The following is a 20,433-nucleotide window of genomic DNA, read 5'->3' as shown; positions in this document are numbered from 1 at the left end:
CCGCGCATCAGCCGGATCGCCGGGGAGGCAAGACGGCGCCGCCACAGCGGCGCCGTCCGGTGGTCGCTCAGGCCAGCTTGCGGGCCGCGGCGACCACATCGGCATCGCCCGGCAACACCAGCAAGGCCGCGCCGGCGAGCGGCGTGTAGGTATCGGCACCCACCACGCGCTCCAGTGGCGTGGCACCACTGCCGCCTTCCACGATGGCGGTGATGATGCCCTCGCCCACGCCGGCGCTGCGACGACCTTCGTCCAGCACGATGATGCGCCTGGCGGACTTTGCCTGCGCCGCGATGAAGTTATCGTTCAGGGGCGCCAGCCAGCGCAGATCCACCACGCGCACCTTCCAGCCGAGTTCGGCCTCGATGGTGCGCGCCGCGCGCAGCGCCATCGGCACGCCGTTGCCGAAGGTGAACACCACCAGGTCGTTCGCCTCATCGTTGTAGACGCGGCCTTCGCCCAGCGGCATGGCCTCCCCCGTCGCCGGATAGGCGAACTGCCACTGGCCATCGCCCGGTTCGTACAGGTCCTTGGTCATGTACAGCGCGATGGGCTCGAGGTACGCACACACGCGACCGTCCACCTTGGCCAGCGCCGTCATCGTGCGCAGCATGTTCGCCGCATCATCGCCGCGGCTCGGGCAACCCACCACCAGGCCCGGGATGTCACGCAGTGCCGCGATGGAGTTGTCATTGTGGAAATGGCCGCCGAAACCCTTCTGGTAGCCCAGGCTGGCCACGCGCATCACCATCGGGTTGCGGTACTGGTCGTTGGAGAAGAACTGCAAGGAAGCGGCTTCGCCACGGATCTGGTCGCAGGCGTTGTGGAAGTACGCCAGGTACTGGATCTCCGGCAGGGGCAGCATGCCCATGTTGGCGTAGCCCTGCGCCAGGCCAAGGATGATGGTTTCATCGAGCAGCGTGTTGAACACGCGACTGCCCTTGAAGGCCTTCTGCAGCCCCTTGGTGACGGTATACACGCCGCCCTTCTGCGCCACGTCCTCGCCAAACAGCAGCGATTCGGGGTACTTCGCCATGATGTCGTGCAGCGCCTGGCCGATCTGGATGGCCAGATGGCGCGGCGGCTGGTTTTCCGGTAATTTCTCTTCGCTGCCGAACGCCGCAAGGCGACGCTCCTGGTAATCGCTGCGTTCGGCCTCGGCCTTCACTGCCGATGGCGTATACGGCGCCAGCGGCTTCATCACCTGCTCCAGCGAACTCAGGCGCGGGCGGCGGTCGGCGTCTTCCGCGGCTTCGAAGCAACGCTTGCGTGTCGCTTCGTACAGCGCCAGCAGCGACTCCCGGGTGTACTGGCCCGACGACAGGGCAATCTCCGCCGAACGCAGCAGCGGATCGCTGGCTTCGACGGCGAACAGCTCTTCCACGCTGCGCCATTCGATTTCGAAATCGGTACCCGCGTGCCCCATCACGCGCGTGGTGCGCAGGTGCAGGAACGTCGGGCGACGCGTGGTGCGGCAATGCTCAACCGCTTCCTGCACCTGCGCATAACCGTTCGCGAGGTCCAGGCCATCAGCGTAGAAATAGTCCAGGTCGGCGCGATGGCGGAAGTTGTTCGCCACCCAGCCGTTCGGTGTCTTCACCGAAATGCCGATGCCGTTGTCCTCGCACACGTAGAGCACGGGCGCGGGCAGCTTCTGGTAGGCCGTCCATGCGGCAGCATTGAACGCCGTCTGCGCGCTGGCATGGTTGGACGAGGCATCGCCGAACGAGCAGACGGCAATGCTGTCATCGGGAATGGGCAGCTTGTGGCCGATGCGACGCGCCTGCTCGATGGCCACGGCCGTGCCCAGCGCCTTGGGCAGGTGCGAGGCAATGGTGGAGGTCTGCGGCAATACCCAGAGCGGCTTGCTGCCCCACACCTTGTGGCGACCGCCGGAGGCAGGGTCTTCCATGCTGGCGGCGAAGGACAGCGCGGAATCCATCACCGGATCCATGCCCGGCAGCTTGCGGAAGCGCTCGGCCATGAAGCCGCCGGAGCGATAGTGCAGGAACGCCGGGTCGGTATGACGCGTCAGGCGCGCCACCATGGCGTTGCCTTCATGGCCGCTGGAACCGATGGTGTAGAACACCTTGTTCTGCACGCGCAACACGCGCGCCATCAGGTCCAGGTGGCGGCTGATCAGCTGCGATTCGAGCAGTTCGCGAAAACCCCGCCCATCGAGCCCGCTGCCGGGCAACACCGGCGCATGATCGTCGCGCGGCTCGTGCACCTCACCCTGCCAGAGCTGGACGAACTCGGTGAAGTTCTGGTCGACGATCTCGGCGCGGTTGAAACCCTTGTGGCGGCCCGTGAGGGAATACGGAATGGCGGTCATGGTGTCTCGTCAACGAACAGCCGCGTCGCGGCAATCAGGGGATTATTGAAGCGTGGGCGACACACGCGCCAGTACAGCGTGCGAGGCGATTCAGGTGGGCGACCAGGTCGCCTCACTCCACGATCCGCAACGGCGAAGCTGCGAGCCTGCGCAGCAGTGTCGCCCGCTGCACATCCTTCTCGCGCCCGAAGCTTTCAAGAATGCGGATCTGGTCATCAACCGAAGGCATCGGCACGGCCAGGCCGTTCAGGCCTGCCAGCGTCAGGCGTCCTGCCCGCACCGGCATCCAGCCGTCACCCTGGTTGAGCTCCAGCCCACCCATCACCTCGACAGGCAGGCCGGGAAAACGGAAGCGGGCAAAATGCGAGCGGAAACGCTCGGCGCCGGCCGGTTCGTGCAACGGTTCGCGGCGCTCGCTCCACACCGTCATCAGGCGTTCGGCATCGTCGTGCGAGGTCAGCACATCGACATCGGCCACGGTGACATCCGCCCCGGCAAGCAGGGCTGCCGCGCTGCCGATCAGGCACCAGGGTTCCAGGCAGTGCACGTGAAGCTCGGGCACGATCTCGGCCAGCGTGGCGTACAGCGCGGGGGTGACATGGCTCATGCGCGTCGCTTCCATTCGTCGCGGGTCTGCCCCCAGATGTCCACAGGCGCATCCTGGAACGGCGGAGGCAGTTGCCCGGGACCACGCAACCGCGACCCCAGCCTCATGGCCAGCGCCTGCGATGGCGCATTGGCCGGATCGATGTTGTGGATCACGTCATCCCAGCCGAGATGGTCGAAGGCGAAATCCATGCAGGCGGTTGCGCCTTCCAGCGCATAGCCCTTGCCCCAGGCCGGCCGCGCCAGGCCCCAGCCGATCTCACGACCCGACCAGCCTTCCGGAAACCACGGGCCCATGCGCCCGATCCACTGCCCCGTGCTTTTCTCGATCACCGAGAACATGCCGAAGCCCTGGATAGCCCATGAGCCGACCATGGTGAGGAAGCCGCGCCACGCCACCGCGCGCGGCTGCTGGCCACCGATGAAGCGCGCGGACTCAGCGTCGGCCATGTTGGCTGCCCAGCCGTCGAAGTCCTCGGCCTGCGGCGGGCGCAGGATGAGGCGTTCGGTTTCGATGTGGATGTCTTGGTAGTTCATGGGTTGGCAGGTTTTCACCTCATGGCCCATCGCCCTCACCGTCATCCCTGCGAAAGCAGGGATCCAGCGCCTTCGGGCCGTGCGAAAGTCACTGGATTCCGGCTTTCGCCGGAATGACGAACATAAAGCTGCCGCCGAGTTCGCAACTCAGAACGCGTTGATACCCGTCAGCTCACGCCCCACCACCAACTGATGCACCGTTTCGGTGCCTTCATAGGTGATGACCGATTCCAGGTTCAGCGCGTGGCGGATGGCCACATGTTCGGTGGTGATGCCCGCGCCGCCGAGGATGTCGCGGCACTCGCGCGCGATGTCGATGGCCATGCGGCAGTTGTTCCACTTGGCCAGCGACACCTGCGTGGGCTGCATGTTGCCGGCGTCCTTCAGGCGACCGAGCTGCAGCGAGAGCAGCTGCGCCATGGTGATGCGGCGGGCCATTTCGGCCATCTTGATCTGCACGGCCTGGTTCGACGCCAGCGGGCGACCGAACAGGATGCGCTCCTGCGTGTAGTTCAGCACTTCCTGCAGGCAGGCCTGCGCGGCACCGATCGGGCCCCACGTAATGCCGTAGCGGGCCTGCGTGAGGCAGCCCAGCGGACCCTTCAGGCCCTTCACGTTCGGCAGGCGGTTGGCTTCCGGCACGCGCACGTTGTCGAAGAACAGCGCGGACGTCACCGACGCGCGCAGGCTCATCTTCTTGTGCACTTCCTGCGCGGTGAACCCCTTCGTGTCGGTCGGCACGATGAAGCCCTGGATACCGTCTTCCGTCTGCGCCCACACGATGGCGATGTTCGCCACGTTGCCGTTGGTGATCCACATCTTGGCGCCATTGATGACCCAGTCGCCGCCGTCCTTCTTGGCATGCGTCTTCATGTTGGCCGGGTCGGAGCCGCCGTGCGGCTCGGTGAGGCCGAAGCAGCCGATGATCTCGCCCGCCGCCATCTTCGGCAGGTAGTACATCTTCTGCTCTTCCGTGCCGTAGGCGTAGATGGGGTACATGCACAGCGAGCTCTGCACCGAGGCGAAGCTGCGCAGGCCCGAATCGCCGCGCTCCAGCTCCTGGCAGATCAGGCCGTAGCTCACGCCGTTCATGCCGGCGCAACCGTACTTCTCGGGAATGGTGGCGCCCAGCAGGCCAAGGCTCGCGATTTCCGGAATCAGTTCCTTGGGAAAACGACCCTGGTCAAAGCAGTCCCCGATGATCGGCAGCACGCGCTCGTCGACAAAGCGGCCGACGGTGTCCTGCACCATGCGCTCTTCGTCGGACAGCATCGAGCGTACGTCGTAAAGATCGAGGGGGTTCAGGCGAGCGGACATGCTTGAAGTTCCGTGGTTTTGGGGGCAATCCGGCATTCTAGCCGGCCCCGGCGGGGCGGTCATGGCGGGGTGCAACAGGGCCGGACTAGGCGGGCAGGACGGGCTGTGGGACCATGCAGCTTCCCGTCGTCCCAGCCCCGCTGGGACCGCAGCGTCGTCGCCCTGCTGCCCGGTCCGGGCCGACCGCCATGCCGCCCGCCCGGGCTGGCCGCGGCCGCCGGACCCGGCACGCGCCAGCACGACGGTCGGGCACGTCGCCCCCGCCGGATCGTCCATGTTCAAAGGTGTTCTCCTCGGCTTCGCCTGCTACGCCGCCTATGCGATCAGCGATGCATTCGTGAAGTCCCTGCACGGCACCTTGCCGGCCTACGAAGCAGTGTTCTTCGGTGCGGTGCTGATGCTGAGCGCCCTGCCCTTCATCCGGAGTCCGGGGGACAGCTATCTCGACGTGTTCCGGGCAAAGAAGCCGCACCTGTGGTGGATACGCGCCATCACCGGTGCCATCTGCAATATCTCGGCGGTGATCGCTTTCACCGCGCTGCCGATGGCCGAAGCGTTCGCGCTGATCTTCCTGCTGCCGATCTTCGTGACCCTGCTGTCGGTGATTTTCCTGAAGGAACACGTGGGCTGGCGACGCTGGTCGGCGGTGATCGTGGGTTTCCTCGGCGTGCTGGTGGTGTTGCGCCCCGGTTTTCGCGCGCTAGGCGTGGGGCATCTCGCAGCCATGACCTGTGGCCTTTCGGGCGCCGTGTCGGTGGTGGCGCTGCGCATGGCCGGCCCGCACGAGAAACGCATAAGTCTGTACGGCGCGGGCGTCATCGGCCCGCTGGTGAGCGGCGGCGTGCTGATGCTGCCTCACTTCATCTGGCCCGACCTGCACCAGTGGCTGTTGCTCGCCGGCTACGGCCTGCTGGCAGGCCTGGCCGGCGTGCTGCTGATGCTGGCCACGCACCATGCACCGGCCAACCGCGTCGCCCCCGCCCAGTACAGCCAGATGCTGTGGGCGATCTTCTTCGGCTACTGGCTGTTCGGCGACCGGCTGGACTGGCCCATGCTGATCGGCATCGCACTCATCCTCGGCTCGGGCCTGTTCACGCTGGTGCGCGAGGAGAAAGTCACCGGCTGGTGGAAACGCGCGCGCATGGTGTGAAACTCCGCGCGCCCTCCGCGGACGCACGCTCCACGCATGCACGGATGCCTCATCAACGAGAACAACCGTCGCCATCCGCTGCGGCTCTCAGGCAATCGGCCATGCTTGGCTGGTTGTCATCCAGTATCTGAGTGCCGTCACTGAAGATGGCGATCGCCGGCTTGCCTGCCGGATCGATGACCTCCTCATACGAAACAGGACTCACGAATTGTTTCTTCGCCGCATTGGCCGGGCGAACAGGGACAGACTCGGAGCGTATTTCCACGTAGCAATGAATGCTGCCATCCTTCCACGCGTGGCAGCCGTTATCGATGATCTCCGTAATGCGGTTATCAAACTCCTCGCAATCGGCACATTGCTTGTATTGGGGAATCGAAACGGACGGATTGAACTCGTTGTCATACGCCGTGCGCGCGTTGGGGTCGAGATACAGCCTCATACGCCGGCGGTCCTCGTCAATCGTTGCCTTGACCCTTCGCCAGCGGTGCGTGATGTAATCCTTCAGGTCGTTGATATCTTCGGGACTTGCGGCCGAACAGAAAAATCCATGACTTGGTTCCCTGCACTGATCCGGACGCGCATCAACGACGCGCTGGGCCTGCACACCGGCACACCACGCCAGCCCCAACAGGCCCACGAACCAAACTGACCAGACCGTCTTCATGGCCTCGAATCCCTTCCGCAATGAAAGGGCACAGCTTCTGTGACGGTCGATGCTCGAACTATTGGAGCAATCTCAAAACCTTCGCTCGCCTGCATACCGGGGCATCGAGTGCCCCCGTTCGAGATGAACCAGGCCGCAGCCGGGCACCGGCGTGGTTCCAGATGAACATTTCTTAATGAACGGGACCCGCCATGCCGCGAGGCATCACTCGTCCGTGACAGCGCTTGTGTCATCACGTTTCAGCGTGAATGCCTGCCTCCCGGCCGGCCGGGAAGCCGCACCCGGGTGCCCCTTCGACGGGTCAACCTCAAGGACAACGGATCGTTAGAGACCAGTCGACGACGCACTGTGCCGTGCGTGGTCGGTGGAACGTTACCGTCATGCTGCTGTGACCTCTGCATGTCTTGTGAACTTGAGTTGCTGGGAGATGGTGCATGAGTGCCGACACTGTCCAAACGTCCGGGCACCCACGCAGGAAGCGCGGTGTATGGATCACGATCGTGATCGTCGTCCTTCTGGTGGTGTTGATGGTGGTCCACATCCTCACCGGGCAGAAGGCGAAGACAGGGCAGCCCCCACAGGTGGTGAGTGCCGCCGTCGCCACCCGCGGCGACATGCCCGAGATGCTGACCGCGCTGGGCACGGTCACGCCGGTCGCCACCGTCAACGTGCTGCCGCAGTTGAGCGGCTACCTGACGGCGGTGGGTTACCAAGAAGGCCAGGACGTCGAGAAGGGCCAGTTCCTCGCGCAGATCGACCCGCGCCAGTACGAGATCAACAAGCAGCAGGCACAGGCGCAGCTGGCGAAGGACCAGGCCACGCTTGATCAGGCACGTACCGACCTTGCCCGCTACACGCAGCTGCACGAGCAGAAATCCATCGCCGAGCAGACCTACACCGACCAGAAATTCACCGTGGCACAGGCGCAGGCCGCCGTCGCGGCCGACAAGGCCGCCGTTGCGCAGGACGAGCTCGACCTCGTCTACTGCCACATCACCGCGCCGGTCGCGGGTCGGGTGGGCCTGCGGCTGGTTGATCCCGGCAACTACGTCACGCAGTCGACCTCGCCCGGCATCGTCACCATCACGCAGATGAAGCCGACCACGGTGCAGTTCACCGTGCCGCAGAATTCGCTGGCCAAGGTGCTGCAGCGGGTGAACGGCGGCGCGAAGCTGCCGGTGGCTGCGTACGCCAGCGACAACAGCAGGCAGATCGCCAGCGGCACGCTGTACGCGCTGAGCAACCAGATGGCCACCAGCACCGGCACGGTCGCGCTCCGCGCCACGTTCGCCAATGACGACGAGGCGTTGTTCCCCAACGAGTTCGTCAACGTGCGCATGCTGGTCGATACCCTGCACCAGGCGGTGCTGGTGCCCACGCCCGCGGTGCAAAGCGGTGCGCCGGGCGATTACGTTTATCTGGTCAATGCGGACCAGACGGTGTCGGTGCACAAGGTGACGCCAGGCCCCAGCGATGGCCAGTTCACTGCCATTCTCGCCGGGCTTGATGCCGGCCAGCAGGTGGTTACCGATGGCATGGACCGCCTGAGCGACGGCGCAAAGATCCGCGTGGCACAAGCGCAACCGGCCGGCGCCGCCAGCACGGGCGCCACACCCGCCGCGCATGGTGGCAAGCGCGCGCACGGCGCGGCCGCCAATACTTCGTCGTGAGTCGCAGGCGCGCGATCCAATGAATATTTCCCGCCTGTTCGTACTCAGGCCGGTGGCCACCTCGCTGCTGATGATCGCGCTGGTGATGGTGGGCCTGGTCGCGATGCGCTTCCTGCCGGTGTCGTCGCTGCCCAACGTGGATTACCCGACGATCCAGGTGCAGACGTTCTATCCGGGCGCGAGTCCCTCGGTGATGGCGACCACGGTCACCGCGCCGCTGGAAGTGCAGCTCGGCCAGATTCCCGGCCTGCAGCAGATGACGTCGAACAGCTCGGCCGGCGCCTCGGTGATCACGTTGCAGTTCAATCTGGCGCTGAACCTGGACGTGGCCGAACAGAACGTGCAGGAGGCCATCAACGCCGCCAACAGCCTGCTGCCCTCCGGCCTGCCTGCCCCGCCGACCTATGCGAAGGTGAACCCGGCCGACAGCCCCATCCTCACACTGGCAGTCACGTCCAACTCGATGTCGCTGCCGCAGCTGCAGGACGTGGCGAACAACCGCCTGGGCGCGAAGATCTCGCAGGTGCCCGGCGTTGGCCTGGTGACACCGGCGGGCGGCAATGTGCCGGCCATCCGCATCGAGGCAGACCCCAAGAAGCTGGCGGGCTACGGGCTCAATATCGACGACCTCCGCTCGCTGATCGCCAACGTCAACGTGAGCCAGCCCAAGGGCAACATCGACGGACCGGACCTCGACTACACCATCAACGGGAACGACCAGATCACCAATCCGCAGGATTACCTGGACACCGTCATCTCCTACCAGAACGGCGCACCGGTCTACATGCGCGACGTGGCGCGCGTTACCCAGGCGGCGCAGAACACCGAACAGGGAGCGTGGTTCAACAAGACCCAGGCCATCGTGCTGAACGTGCAGCGCCAGCCGGGCGCCAACGTCATTGCCACCGTCAACCAGATCATGGCGCAGCTGCCGCAGCTGGAGTCCACGCTACCGGCCGGCATGAAGGTGCAGGTGGTCAACGACAGTACCGGCGTGATCCGCTCGTCGGTCAGCGACGCGGCGTTCGAGCTGATCCTGGCCGTGGTGCTGGTGGTGCTGGTGATCTTCGTGTTCCTGCGCAACGTGCCCGCCACGCTTATCCCCAGCATTTCCGTGCCGGTGTCGCTTATCGGCACGCTGGCATTGATGTACGAGCTCAACTACTCCATCGACAACCTGTCGCTGATGGCGCTGATCATCGCCACCGGCTTCGTGGTGGACGACTCGATCGTGATGATCGAGAACATCGTGCGTTACCTGGAGGAAGGCCGCACACCGCTGGAAGCCGCGCTGGAAGGCGCGGGCCAGATCGGTTTCACCATCGTGTCGCTGACCGTGTCACTGATCGCAGTGCTGATCCCGCTGCTGTTCATGGGTGGCGTGATCGGCCGCCTGTTCAGCGAGTTCGCGGTGACGCTGGCCGTGACCATCGTGCTGTCCGCCGTGGTCTCGCTGACCCTGGTGCCGATGCTGTGCGCGCGCATCCTCAAGGCGCAGGCGGATCGCCACCCCAGCCGCTTCGAACGCGTCAGCGAGGCGCTTTTCGACAAGACGCTGGCGGCGTACAAGCGCGGGCTGCATGTCGTGATGGCACATCAGGGCGCCACCCTGCTGGTGTTCTTCGCCACCCTCGCGCTCACCATCGTGTTGTACATGGTGATCCCCAAGGGTCTGTTCCCGGTGCAGGACGTAGGCGTGCTGCAGGGCATCAGCATCGCAGACAACTCCGTGTCGTACGGCGCCATGGTCGATCGCCAGAAGCTGCTGGCCGATACCATTCTCAAGGACCAGGACGTCGCCAGCCTCACTTCTTCCGTGGGCATCGACGGCACCAACACCACGCTCAACAACGGCCGCTTCCTGATCAACCTGAAGCCGCGCGACGAGCGCTCGTCCACCGCCGAGGAAATCGCCCGCCGTATCCAGCAGGAAACCGCGACCATTGCGGGCATCCGGCTGTACATGCAGCCCGAGCAGGACCTGACGCTGGACACCACCATCTCGCCGAACCAGTACCAGTTCGTATTGCGCGGACCGAACCAGCAGGCCTTCCAGCAGGTGGTGCCCGAGCTGATCTCGCGGATGAAGACCATCAAGTCCATCACCGACGTCACCAGCGACCTCAACAACGACGGCATGGCAGTCAACGTGGACGTGAACCGCCAGCTTGCGGCGCGCTACGGCATTACCGCTGCCACTATCGACAACGCGCTCTACGACACGCTGGGCCAGCGCATCGTATCCACCATCTTCGAACAGGCCAGCCAGTACCGCGTGATCCTGGTGGCCAAGCCGGAGAGCCTTCCCACCGTGGAATCGCTGGGTGACCTGTACCTGCCCAGCCAGACCGCCAGCAGCGGCCAGGTGCCGCTCAAGGGCATCGCCAACATCCAGATCACCAAGTCACCGCTGGTGATCAGCCACCTCGCGCAGTTCCCGTCCGTCACCGTGTCGTTCAACCTGGCCAAGGATGCCTCGCTGAGCAAGGCCGTGCAGGAGGTGAACGATGCCGAGCAGGCCATGCACTTGCCCAGTTCGATCACCTCCTCGTTCCAGGGTGCGGCACAGGCCTTCCAGGATTCGCTGTCCAGCGAGGTCTACCTGCTGATTGCAGCACTGGTGGCGGTGTACATCGTGTTGGGCGTGCTCTACGAGAGCTTCATCCACCCGGTGACGATTCTCTCCACCCTGCCCTCCGCGGGCATCGGCGCCCTGCTGGCACTGATGATCGCCGGCAGCGACCTGGACGTGATCGGCATCATCGGCATCGTGCTGCTCATCGGCATCGTCAAGAAGAACGCGATCATGATCGTGGACTTCGCGCTTGAAGCCGAGCGCGTGGAAGGCAAGCCGGCTGAAGAGGCCATCTTCGAAGCATCGCTGCTGCGCTTCCGCCCGATCCTGATGACCACGCTGGCCGCCATGCTGGGTGCCATGCCGATGCTGCTGGGCACCGGCACCGGTTCGGAACTGCGACGCCCGCTGGGCCTGGCCATCATCGGCGGCCTGCTGCTGAGCCAATTGCTCACGCTGTTCACCACGCCGGTGATCTACCTGTATTTCGATCGCCTCGCGCAACGCTTTGGCCGCAAGCGTCCTGAGGTGGCCGCGGGGGAAACGGCGTGAACATCCCGGGCGCCTTCATCAAGCGACCCGTGGCGACCACGCTGCTGGCCGTGGCGATATTGCTGTCGGGTGCCCTCTCCTATTTCCACCTGCCGGTGGCGCCACTCCCCAACATCACCTTCCCGGTGGTGGTGGTGCAGGCAAGCATGGCCGGCGCCAGCCCCAGCATCATGGCATCCACGGTGGCCGAGCCGCTGGAGCGACGGCTGGGCACGATTGCCGACGTGACCGAGCTCACATCGGAAAGCACGGTCGGCTCGGCGCGCATCGTGATCCAGTTCGGCCTCAATCGCGACATCAACGGCGCCGCGCGCGACGTGCAGGCCGCCATCCAGGCCGCGCGCGCCGACCTGCCGACCACGCTGCGCAACAACCCGACCTATCGCGAGTACAACCCGTCCGACTCGCCCATCATGGTGCTGGCGCTGACCTCGAAGACGCTCACCCGTGCGCAGCTTTACGACTCGGCGGACTCGGTGATCCAGCAACAGCTGTCGCAGGTGGATGGCGTGGGCCAGATCACGCTGGGCGGCAGTGCCCTGCCCTCGGTGCGCGTGGAACTGGAGCCGGACCAGCTCAACAGCTACGGCATCGGCCTGGAAGACGTGCGCGCGGCCATCAGCGCCGCCAACGCAGACAGCGTCAAGGGCCACATCGACCAGAACGGCGTGCGCTACGAAGTGGAGTCCAACGATCAGATCAGCAAAGCCGCTCCCTATCGCGACCTGGTCGTCGCCTATCGCAATGGCGCTCCCGTACAACTGCGCGACGTGGCACAGGTGCTGGACTCTGCCGAAAACATCCGCAATGCCGGCCTCTACAACGGCCACGATGCCGTGCTGGTCATCGTCTATCCGCTGCCAGGCAGCAACATCGTCAAGACGGTGGCGCAGATCCGGAAATCGCTGCCTTCGATCGAGGCCACCCTGCCCCACAACGTCCATGTCGGCGTGGCGGTGGATCGCTCGCAGTCGGTGAACGCGGCGGTGGGCGACACGGAGCGCACGCTGTTCATCGCGGTGCTGCTGGTGATCGGCGTGGTCTTCGTGTTCCTGCAGTCGCCACGCGCGGTGCTGGTGCCCGCGGTGGCGCTGCCGTTGTCCATCGTGGGCACCTTCGGGCCGATGTACCTGCTGGGCTACAGCATCGACAACCTGTCGTTGATGGCCTTGACCATCGGAACCGGCTTCGTGGTGGACGATGCCGTGGTGGTGCTGGAAAACATCGTGCGCCACGTGGAAGCGGGCATGGAGGTGCACGAAGCGGCCATGGTCGGCAGCGCCGAGGTTGGCTTCACGGTGATCTCGATGAGCCTGTCGCTGATCGCCGTGTTCCTGCCCATCCTGCTGATGCCGGGCATCGTGGGCCTGCTCTTCCACGAGTTCGCGATGACGCTGTCCATCGCCATCCTGCTGTCGCTGGTGATCTCGCTTACCGTCACGCCCACCATGGCGGCCTACGTGCTGAGCCGCAAGGCACTGCACTCAAAGGCCCGCTGGGCCGTGTGGTACGAGCGCCAGTTCGAGCGATTCCGCCAGGCTTATTCGCGTTCGCTCGCGCTGGTGCTGGACCATGCCTTCGCGATGATCCTGACGCTGGCCGGCCTGATCGTGTTGAACGTCCTGCTGTTCCGGCTGGTGCCTTCCACGTTCTTTCCCGAACAGGACAACGGCATCCTGATGGGCCAGATCATCGCGGACCAGAGCATCTCGTTCCAGGCGATGGAGAAGAAGCTCGCCCAGCTGCAGGACATCGTGCAGAAGGACCCCGCCGTCGCCTCGGTGGCGGGTTTCACTGGCGGTCGCGCACTCAACAGCGCCAACGTGTTCATCGAACTGAAGCCGCTGGCCGAGCGCAAGCTCTCCGCCGCGCAGGTGGTCGACCGCCTGCGCCCCCACCTCAATGCGGTGTCCGGCGCCAAGCTGTTCCTGCAGGCCGCGCAGGACCTGCACATCGGCGGGCGGCAGTCGGCTTCCGAATACCAGTACACGCTGACCAGCGATGATCCCGAAGCGCTCTATACCTGGGTACCGAAGCTGATCACCGCACTGGGCAAGTACCACGACCGCATCACCGACGTGAATTCCGACCTGCAGCAGAACGGCCTGCAGATGTACGTGAACATGGATCGCTCCACCGCGGCGCGCTACGGCTTCGCACCCAACCAGGTCGACAGCGTGCTCTACGACGCCTTCGGCCAGCGCACGGTCTCCACCATCTACAACCAGCTCAACCAGTACTTCGTGGTGATGGAAGTGGCGCCGAAGTACTGGCAGTACCCGCAGTCCATCGAGCGCATCCGCTTCAGCACCGCGGCCGGCAACCCCACCGGCACCGCGCAGACGCAGATGTCAAAATCGCTGGTGAGCGGCACCACGTCCACCAGCGCCACCAGCACGACCACCAACTCGCGCAACGCCGATGCCGAGGCCAACCAGCTGACCAATGCCATCTCCAATGCCAAGGGCGGCAGCTCCAGCGGCAGTGCGGACAGCACGGCGGAAGAGACCATGGTGCCGTTCCCTGCGCTCGCCTCGTACATCACCAACCACACGGCTACCCAGGTGAACCACCAGGGCGGCCTGGTGGCCGGCACCATCTCGTTCAACCTGCCGCCCGGCGGCTCGCTGAGCAATGCCCTTGCCGCCATCAACGAAGCCGGGCAGGAACTGGGCATGCCGGCGTCCATCCACGGTGCGTCGGCGGGTGCAGCGCAGGTGTATGCCCAGTCGATGGGCACCATGCCCTTGCTGATTCTCGCGGCACTGGCGGCCGTCTATATCGTGCTGGGCATTCTTTATGAGAACACCGTGCACCCCATCACCATCCTCTCCACCCTGCCGTCGGCAGGTATCGGCGCCACGCTGGCCTTGCTGATCTTCGGCACGCCGTTCTCGGTGATCGCGCTGATCGGCATCATCCTGCTGATCGGCATCGTGAAGAAGAACGCCATCATGATGATCGACGTGGCCATCCACCTGCAGCGCGACGAGGGCATGGAACCGCGCAAGGCCATCCATGACGCAGCCGTGGTGCGACTGCGCCCGATCATGATGACCACGGCCGCCGCCGTGCTTGGTGCCGTGCCGCTGGCCATCGGCATTGGCCAGGGCGCTTCGTTGCGCCAGCCGCTGGGCATCACCGTGATGGGTGGCCTGATCCTCAGTCAGGTGTTCACCCTGTACACCACGCCGGTGATCTACCTCTACCTCGACCGCCTGCGCGCACGGCTTGCGCGGTGGTCTGAAAGTCTGCCGTGGAACCGATCGGACGCAAGCGCATGAACAAGACATCCCTTCGAAACGTCCTGGCCGTGTCGATGACGATGGTGCTCGGCGGCTGCATGGTGGGGCCGGACTACCATCGCCCCGAGGTCAGCGCGCCGCCGCAGTACAAGGAACTGCCCGGCTGGACCGCGGCAACGCCCTCAGACGACGCACCCAAGGGCGACTGGTGGAAGGCGTTCAACGATCCGCTGATCGATGAACTGGAACCGCAGGTCGCGGTATCCAACCAGACCGTGGCCAAGAGCTACGCCAACTACCAGGCCGCCATGGCCGACGTGCAGGTAGCGCGCAGCGCGCTGTTCCCCACCATCGGCCTCGGCGGCAGCGCCAGCAAGCAGCGCTCCGCCGCGGGCAATGCCGGCAGCGGAGTGGAGCACCTCAGCCCGGTAAGTACATCTGGTTCGCTGGAGGGCAACGTAAGCTGGGCGCCAGACCTGTGGGGCAAGGTTCGCCGCACCGTGGAGGAGAACAAGGCTACCGCGCAGGCCAGCCAGGCCACCCTGGCCAACGCCACGCTGTCCGAACAGACCGCACTGGCTACCGCCGCGATCGATCTGCGCGTCACCGATGCCAACATCGACCTGCTGCAGAAGACTGTCGACGCGTACAAGGAGTACCTGCGCGTGGTCGACAACCAGGGCAAGGCCGGCACCGTGGCGCCCTCCGACGTGATCACCGCGCGCACCCAGCTGGAAAGCGCTCAATCCAAGCTGATTGCGCTGGGTGTGTCACGCGAGCAGTACGTGCACGCCATCGCCGTGCTGGTCGGCAAGAACCCCGAAGAACTCGATATTCCCCACAACGCCACGTTGCCCACACTGCCACAGGTACCCACCGGCGTGCCCTCCACACTCCTGCAGCGACGCCCCGACATCGCCGTGGCAGAACGCCAGATGGCCTCGGCCAATGCCGCCATCGGTGTTGCCATCGCCGCCTACTACCCATCCATCTCGCTATCGGGAGCCGAAGGTTTTTCGCAGTCGCCACTGGCCGGCCTGCTGCACGTAGCCAATCACGTGTGGTCACTCGGCGCCGATGTCAGCGAGACAATCTTCGACGCCGGTGCCCGCCATGGGCAGGTCGCCGCCGCCCGCGCCAACTACGAAGCCGCCGTCGCCAACTACCGCGGCACCGTACTCACCGCCTTCCAGAACGTGGAGGATGATCTGTCAGGCGTGCGGATACTGGCGCAGCAGGCGCAGGTGCTGGATGCCGCCGTGAAAGACGCCACGCGTGGCGCGGAGATCGCCTTTAACGAATACAACGCAGGCACGGTGGATTACACGACGGCGGCGGTGGCGCAGACGACGCAGCTGAGTACCGAGCAGGATGCGTTGAATGTCCAGCAGCAGAGGTTGCTGGATGCGGTGTCGTTGATTGGAGATCTGGGGGGTGGGTGGTCGGCGGAGGAGTTGGGGCATGGGGCGGTGGCGGTGGGGCCGGGGAAGGGATCGCCGTGATCTGGTTTGAGGGGTGTTGAGGGTTGGTGTGCTCTAACTGGGAGTCCTGTGCTGTGCCTGTAGCTTTTTCCTGGCGCGCGGTTCATCGGAGTCGTCATCCACGGCGAAGCCGGAGGCGCGTTTCAACAGCTGCAAGGCTGGTCAACCAGCGCCTATGCTCTGTGCCTTCGGTTGCGGTGATACCGCGACCTGGCCGCTTACGCAGCGGGCGTTCCGACCTCCTGCCGGAGGCCGGGTCACTTTTCTTTGCTTGCTCAAAGTCCCACGGGGATTAGCTTCGCGTCAAAAGTAACCAAAAGAAAGAGCACCCCATCGCGGCGCTGGCCGGCAAAGCCGGCCAGTCCGTGAGGGTCGGCCGGGCTTTTCGACAGGGCGTCCTGCCCTGTCGAAAAGGGATCGGCATCCTTGCCGATCCCCCTGCGGGCCTGTCGTCCGCCCCTCACCGCCGCTCAAGGGGTCAGAAGGTCAAAAACACAGAGCCGACGGCTCGTGCAGCTGCGCTGCACATTGCGTCGTGTCTCGGCGGCGTATCGCGTGCCGGCTAGCTTGTCTGTAGGAGCGCACCCTGTGCGCGACAACCTGACGGAGCGGTATCGACATGGCGCTGCGGTCGCGCACAAGGTGCGCTCCTACAGAGGTCTCTCGCACCGTGTGAAGCCCGTTTCTTTCTCGCCTCCGTGCTCACCCCAGTCCTCTCCCGAACGGGAGAGGACGAGCGACAGGGGATGTTCAACGTGAACACCCTAGGGGCAAGGAAGGAGGTGCCGCGAAGCGGCACGACGCTCCGCGTTAAGCCCTCAGCGCTTGGGCGCGTTGCGAAGCGCTTTGTTGTACTCGCTGTGTAGAGGCGGAGGTTGCCAAGCAACACCGTTCCTCAGCCGCTCGGGCTTATCCCATCGGCATGCTGCCAGCCTTTAAGGCCATTTCTTTGGGTTACTTTTCTTTGGGCCAGCAAAGAAAAGTGACTCGGCCTCCGGCAGGAGGTCGAAACGCCTCCGCTGCGTAAGCGGCCCGATCGCGGGCACGCGCGAGACCAGAGGCCAAACTGGATGACCCGCCCTACGGCGGTTAAAAAGCCCCTCCTGCCTCCGCAGGAATGACGGTTCTTACGTAACCGTGAGCTAGCACCCACCCCTTACCAACACCCCCCCCAGACAACTGGCGCCCACCCCACACCCAAGGCAAACTTCCCCATCCGCCAACGCCAATACCCCCCATGACAACCTCTCCCCTCACCCTCTCCCCCATCGTCGCCGGCCTCTGGCGCATCGTCAGCTGGCAGCTCAGCGTGCAGGAGCGGGTGCGCTGGATCGAGCAGGCGCTGGAGTTGGGCATCACCTCGTTCGATCACGCGGACATCTACGGCGATTACCAGGCGGAAGCGCAGTTCGGCGAAGCACTGAAGGCGGCGCCATCGCTGCGCGGACAGATGCAGCTGGTCACCAAGTGCGGCATCCGCCTGCGTTCCGCGCAGCGCCCCTACCGCATCAACTACTACGACACCTCGGCCACCTACGTCCGCACGCAGGTCGAGCAGTCGCTGCGCAACCTGCATACCGATCAGCTGGATCTGGTGCTGATCCATCGTCCTGATTACCTGATGGATGCAGCCGCACTGGCCGACACTTTCGCCACGCTCACGCGTGAGGGCAAGGTGGCGCATTGGGGTGTGTCCAACCACACCACCAGCCAGTTCGCGCTGCTCAACCAGCAGCATCCCCTGCTCACCAATCAGGTAGAGCTGTCGCCGCTGCAGATGGATGCGCTGGACGACGGCACGCTGGATCAGGCACAGCAGCTGGGCCTGCGCCCGATGATCTGGTCACCGCTGGGTGGCGGGCGCCTTTTCACCGGTGACGACGCTCAGTCGCTGCGCGTGCGTGCCGACATGACGGCCATCGCCCATAGCTACGGCATCAGCCTGACCACGCTGGCGTTCGCATGGGCCTTGCGCCATCCCTCGCGCCCCCACGTGATCACCGGCACGGGCCGCATCGACGGCCTGCGCGAAGCGGTCGCGGCCCTGGACGTGAAGCTCGAAGCGGAAGACTGGTACGCGATCTGGACCGCCGGCAAGGGCCATTCGGTTCCCTGACGGAACCGATACCCGCTGTAGGAGCGCACCCTGTGCGCGACTCGGTCCTGGCGGGGAGCTACAAGCGTGGGTCGCGCACAGGGTGCGCTCCTACAAGGGGTTCTCGCCTTAGCGGTTGCTCACGCCATGCGGCACATGACCGGTCGCCACATGCTTGCGCGCCGATTCCACGTTGGCCGGGGAGTCGTCGAAGAAGATGTCGGCACCGAAGGCATCGAGGAACGGCCCCTTGTCGCGGCCGCCCAGGAACAGGGCTTCGTCGATGCGCACACCCCAGCGCCGCAGCGTCAGGATCACGCGCTTGTGCGCAGGTGCCGAACGCGCGGTGACCAAGGCGGTACGGATGGGTGAGTCTTCCGCCGGAAACGCTGCCTGCAAGCGATGCACGGCGGAGAGGAAGCCGCGGAACGGGCCCACGGACAGCGGTTCATTGACCAACTCACGCTCGCTGCGATGGAAGGCTTCCAGCCCCTCTTCGCGCGATACACGTTCGCCCTCGTCACCAAAGATCACTGCATCGCCATCGAACGCGATACGCAGCTGCTCGGTGGCGCGCGGCGGCGCGGTGGAAGGCAGGATGGTGGCAGCGGCCACGCCTGCCGCGAGCGCGCGACCTACATCCTCGGCGTTGGCGGAGAGGAACAGGTCGGCCTTGAATGGCGCGATGTAGTCGGAGGTTGGCGCGCCACTGGTAAAGGCTGCGCGGCTGATCTCCAGCCCGTAATGCTGGATCGCGTTGAAGATGCGCAGGCCGGTGTCGCCCGAGTTGCGCGACAGCAGGATCACCTCGACCGGCGGCACGTCGCCGGCCAGCTTGTTCAGATCCAGCAGCTTCTGCACCAGTGGAAACGCCACGCCGGGCTTGAGTATCTCGTTCTCGTGGTCGATCTGGAACGAACGATAGGCATCCAGCCCCTGCTGCTCGAACAACTCATGGCTGTCCCCCAGGTCAAACAGGGCACGCGAGGAAATGGCGACGACCAGGCGATTGTCGCTGGCGGCGTTGGGGTCGTGGGCGTCGGTCGTGGCGCGGGTCATGGGAGCAATTTAGCGCAAACGGCTAGAAGTGAGTTAAGTGGAGTGAGCAGTGAGAGAAACGCTCCGGATCACCGGCGTTTCTCTCACTTCTCACGTCTATTTTTCTCACTCCTGCCCATTTCCTCACTCCTGCCCTTCAGTCCTGCGCGAACTGCTCGTCAAGAATGCGCTGTTCCAGATTGTGTTCCGGATCGAACAGCAGGCGTACACCCTGACCGCCCGACTGGCGGATTTCCACTTCGCGGATGTCGCGCACCTCGTGATAATCCGCCGTGGCGCTTACCGGGCGCTTGCCCGGATCGAGGATGCGCAGGGTCACCAGCGTGCGGTGCGGCAGGATCGCGCCACGCCAGCGACGCGGGCGGAACGGGCTGATCGGGGTGAGCGCCAGCACATTGGCGTCCAGCGGCAGGATGGGACCATGCGCGGAAAGGTTGTACGCCGTGGAGCCGGCCGGCGTGGACACCAGGATGCCGTCGCACACCAGGTTTTGCAGTTTCACCGTGTCGTTGAGCTTTACTTCCAGGTGCGCGGCCTGGTTGCTCTGGCGCAGCAGCGAGACCTCGTTGAAGGCCAGCGCATCGTGCACCTCGCCGCGCGCGTCGACGGTGCGCATTTCCAACGGATAGAGCACGGCGGCATGCGCGCGCGAAATGCGGTCTTCCAGCTCGTCCAGCCGATGCTTGTTCATCAGGAAGCCGACGCGGCCCAGCTTCATCCCGTAAACCGGTGCCGGCAGGGCGCGGTAGGCATGCAGGGTGCGCAGCATGAAGCCGTCGCCACCCAGGGCCACGATGACGTCGGCCTGTTCGGGTGCCTCATCGCCGTAGCGATCGACGAGCTTTCGACGAGCCTGCTGGGCAACGTTGGTTTCGCTGGCGACGAAGGCGAAGCGCATGGGTCGTGGTCATCGGCCGGCCGGAAGGTCGCCTGAGCATAGCAGCCCCACCCTGCCGCCATGCCAGTGTGCCTATCGCCCTTCGCCATGCCAGCGCGGAACTGGCAGCCTGGCGGCGCCGAAGCACAGGGCCTGCTGCTGGAGCGTTTCCTGAGCCGCGCCACCCGTGACGACGTGTTCTTTCAGGACATCGGCATCACGCCCTGGCGCGAGGTTGCCAGCTCCTGAAGCGATTATCTGAAACGAAAA

The 20,433-nt window shown here is 64.9% G+C and carries 14 protein-coding genes; 7 read left to right on the top strand and 7 right to left on the bottom strand.

The window, feature by feature from the left end:
• Positions 1-67 precede the first annotated feature (67 nt).
• The 4 genes from H8F01_RS16950 to H8F01_RS16935 form a co-directional block, all read right to left on the bottom strand.
• On the bottom strand, positions 68-2,335 hold the full coding sequence (locus tag H8F01_RS16950; RefSeq protein ID WP_187056230.1) for a thiamine pyrophosphate-dependent enzyme: 2,268 nt from the start codon (positions 2,333-2,335) through the stop codon (positions 68-70).
• 112 nt (positions 2,336-2,447) lie between these two features.
• Positions 2,448-2,942 (bottom strand): nucleotidyltransferase family protein, encoded by a 495-nt coding sequence (locus H8F01_RS16945; RefSeq protein WP_187056229.1) that lies wholly within the window; start codon positions 2,940-2,942, stop codon positions 2,448-2,450.
• A complete protein-coding gene (locus H8F01_RS16940; RefSeq protein ID WP_187056228.1) occupies positions 2,939-3,478 on the bottom strand; it encodes a GNAT family N-acetyltransferase in 540 nt (179 codons plus the stop codon). Before H8F01_RS16940 ends, H8F01_RS16945 begins: the two co-directional genes overlap by 4 nt.
• A gap of 147 nt (positions 3,479-3,625) precedes the next feature.
• Positions 3,626-4,795: an acyl-CoA dehydrogenase family protein gene (locus H8F01_RS16935; RefSeq protein ID WP_187056227.1), complete on the bottom strand. Its 1,170-nt coding sequence runs from the start codon at positions 4,793-4,795 to the stop codon at positions 3,626-3,628.
• A gap of 274 nt (positions 4,796-5,069) precedes the next feature.
• Between H8F01_RS16935 and H8F01_RS16930 the strand changes: the two genes are divergently transcribed.
• A complete protein-coding gene (locus H8F01_RS16930; RefSeq protein ID WP_187056226.1) occupies positions 5,070-5,945 on the top strand; it encodes a DMT family transporter in 876 nt (291 codons plus the stop codon).
• 52 nt (positions 5,946-5,997) lie between these two features.
• Here the strand turns inward: H8F01_RS16930 and H8F01_RS16925 are convergent, their stop codons facing one another.
• The gene (locus tag H8F01_RS16925; protein WP_187056225.1) at positions 5,998-6,609 is read right to left on the bottom strand and encodes a hypothetical protein; all 612 of its coding nucleotides are present in this window, start codon (positions 6,607-6,609) and stop codon (positions 5,998-6,000) included.
• A 500-nt stretch (positions 6,610-7,109) separates the two neighbouring features.
• Between H8F01_RS16925 and H8F01_RS16920 the strand changes: the two genes are divergently transcribed.
• The 5 genes from H8F01_RS16920 to H8F01_RS16900 all read left to right on the top strand — a co-directional run bounded on the left by H8F01_RS16920 (position 7,110) and on the right by H8F01_RS16900 (position 18,248).
• Positions 7,110-8,279 carry an efflux RND transporter periplasmic adaptor subunit gene (locus H8F01_RS16920; protein ID WP_238481028.1) on the top strand — a complete coding sequence of 390 codons (1,170 nt, stop codon included), beginning with the start codon at positions 7,110-7,112 and terminating at the stop codon, positions 8,277-8,279.
• Between the two features lie 19 nt (positions 8,280-8,298).
• The gene (locus tag H8F01_RS16915) at positions 8,299-11,406 is read left to right on the top strand and encodes an efflux RND transporter permease subunit (RefSeq protein ID WP_187056223.1); all 3,108 of its coding nucleotides are present in this window, start codon (positions 8,299-8,301) and stop codon (positions 11,404-11,406) included.
• Positions 11,403-14,690: an efflux RND transporter permease subunit gene (locus H8F01_RS16910; protein ID WP_187056222.1), complete on the top strand. Its 3,288-nt coding sequence runs from the start codon at positions 11,403-11,405 to the stop codon at positions 14,688-14,690. Before H8F01_RS16915 ends, H8F01_RS16910 begins: the two co-directional genes overlap by 4 nt.
• Complete coding sequence (locus H8F01_RS16905; RefSeq protein WP_187056221.1) at positions 14,687-16,153, top strand: efflux transporter outer membrane subunit; 1,467 nt, start codon at positions 14,687-14,689, stop codon at positions 16,151-16,153. Before H8F01_RS16910 ends, H8F01_RS16905 begins: the two co-directional genes overlap by 4 nt.
• A gap of 1,216 nt (positions 16,154-17,369) precedes the next feature.
• Positions 17,370-18,248 (top strand): aldo/keto reductase, encoded by an 879-nt coding sequence (locus H8F01_RS16900; RefSeq protein WP_187056220.1) that lies wholly within the window; start codon positions 17,370-17,372, stop codon positions 18,246-18,248.
• 108 nt (positions 18,249-18,356) lie between these two features.
• On the opposite strand, the gene H8F01_RS16895 is transcribed toward H8F01_RS16900, so the two are convergent.
• Both H8F01_RS16895 and H8F01_RS16890 read right to left on the bottom strand, forming a co-directional pair.
• Positions 18,357-19,286 carry a 5'-nucleotidase gene (locus tag H8F01_RS16895; protein ID WP_187056219.1) on the bottom strand — a complete coding sequence of 310 codons (930 nt, stop codon included), beginning with the start codon at positions 19,284-19,286 and terminating at the stop codon, positions 18,357-18,359.
• A gap of 136 nt (positions 19,287-19,422) precedes the next feature.
• Positions 19,423-20,184 (bottom strand): NAD kinase, encoded by a 762-nt coding sequence (locus tag H8F01_RS16890; RefSeq protein ID WP_187056218.1) that lies wholly within the window; start codon positions 20,182-20,184, stop codon positions 19,423-19,425.
• Between the two features lie 87 nt (positions 20,185-20,271).
• On the opposite strand from H8F01_RS16890, the gene H8F01_RS16885 reads away from it, so the two are divergent.
• On the top strand, positions 20,272-20,412 hold the full coding sequence (locus tag H8F01_RS16885; RefSeq protein WP_187056217.1) for a hypothetical protein: 141 nt from the start codon (positions 20,272-20,274) through the stop codon (positions 20,410-20,412).
• Positions 20,413-20,433 lie beyond the last annotated feature (21 nt).

Origin of the sequence: Dyella telluris (genome assembly GCF_014297575.1) — a bacterium.
In the GTDB taxonomy this organism is placed as follows: Bacteria; Pseudomonadota; Gammaproteobacteria; order Xanthomonadales; family Rhodanobacteraceae; genus Dyella; species Dyella telluris.
Note: the sequence above shows the minus strand (reverse complement) of the source record. Positions and strands in the feature narration are given on the sequence as shown.